The sequence below is a fragment of the Burkholderia sp. SIMBA_051 genome, from assembly GCF_046534915.1.
Classification (GTDB): Bacteria; Pseudomonadota; Gammaproteobacteria; order Burkholderiales; family Burkholderiaceae; genus Burkholderia; species Burkholderia ambifaria.
The window spans coordinates 1-261 of record NZ_JAWRXS010000451.1 but is presented as its reverse complement, the minus strand read 5'-3'; the positions used below and the strand labels follow the sequence as shown (position 1 = coordinate 261).

Annotated in this window: 1 protein-coding gene; it reads right to left on the bottom strand. The window is 65.5% G+C overall.

What is annotated here, in order from left to right:
• Positions 1 to 214, bottom strand: a 214-nt coding sequence (locus SB771_RS35245; protein WP_410722073.1) for an FAD-dependent oxidoreductase, incomplete at its 3' end; no start/stop codon positions are given.
• Positions 215 to 261 lie beyond the last annotated feature (47 nt).

Here is a 261-nt window from a genome sequence, read left to right as displayed (position 1 = left end):
GCTCGTATTCGTTGGGGTCCGGCACGTACCAGACATTGTTGTTCGATGCAGCCGCGGCGCCGGAGGTGCCGCAATAGCCCTTGTCCGCGAGTACGACCGTCGCGCCGCTGCGTGCGGCCATCAGAGCGGCCCATGTGCCTGCCGGGCCGCCGCCCGCGACGAATACGTCGGCGCGCAGCGCAATATCGTCTGCATGAGCGGATGACGTGCTCATGCGTGTCCATCCCATGGCACGAGTGCTTTTTGCAGACGTCGCAGTCC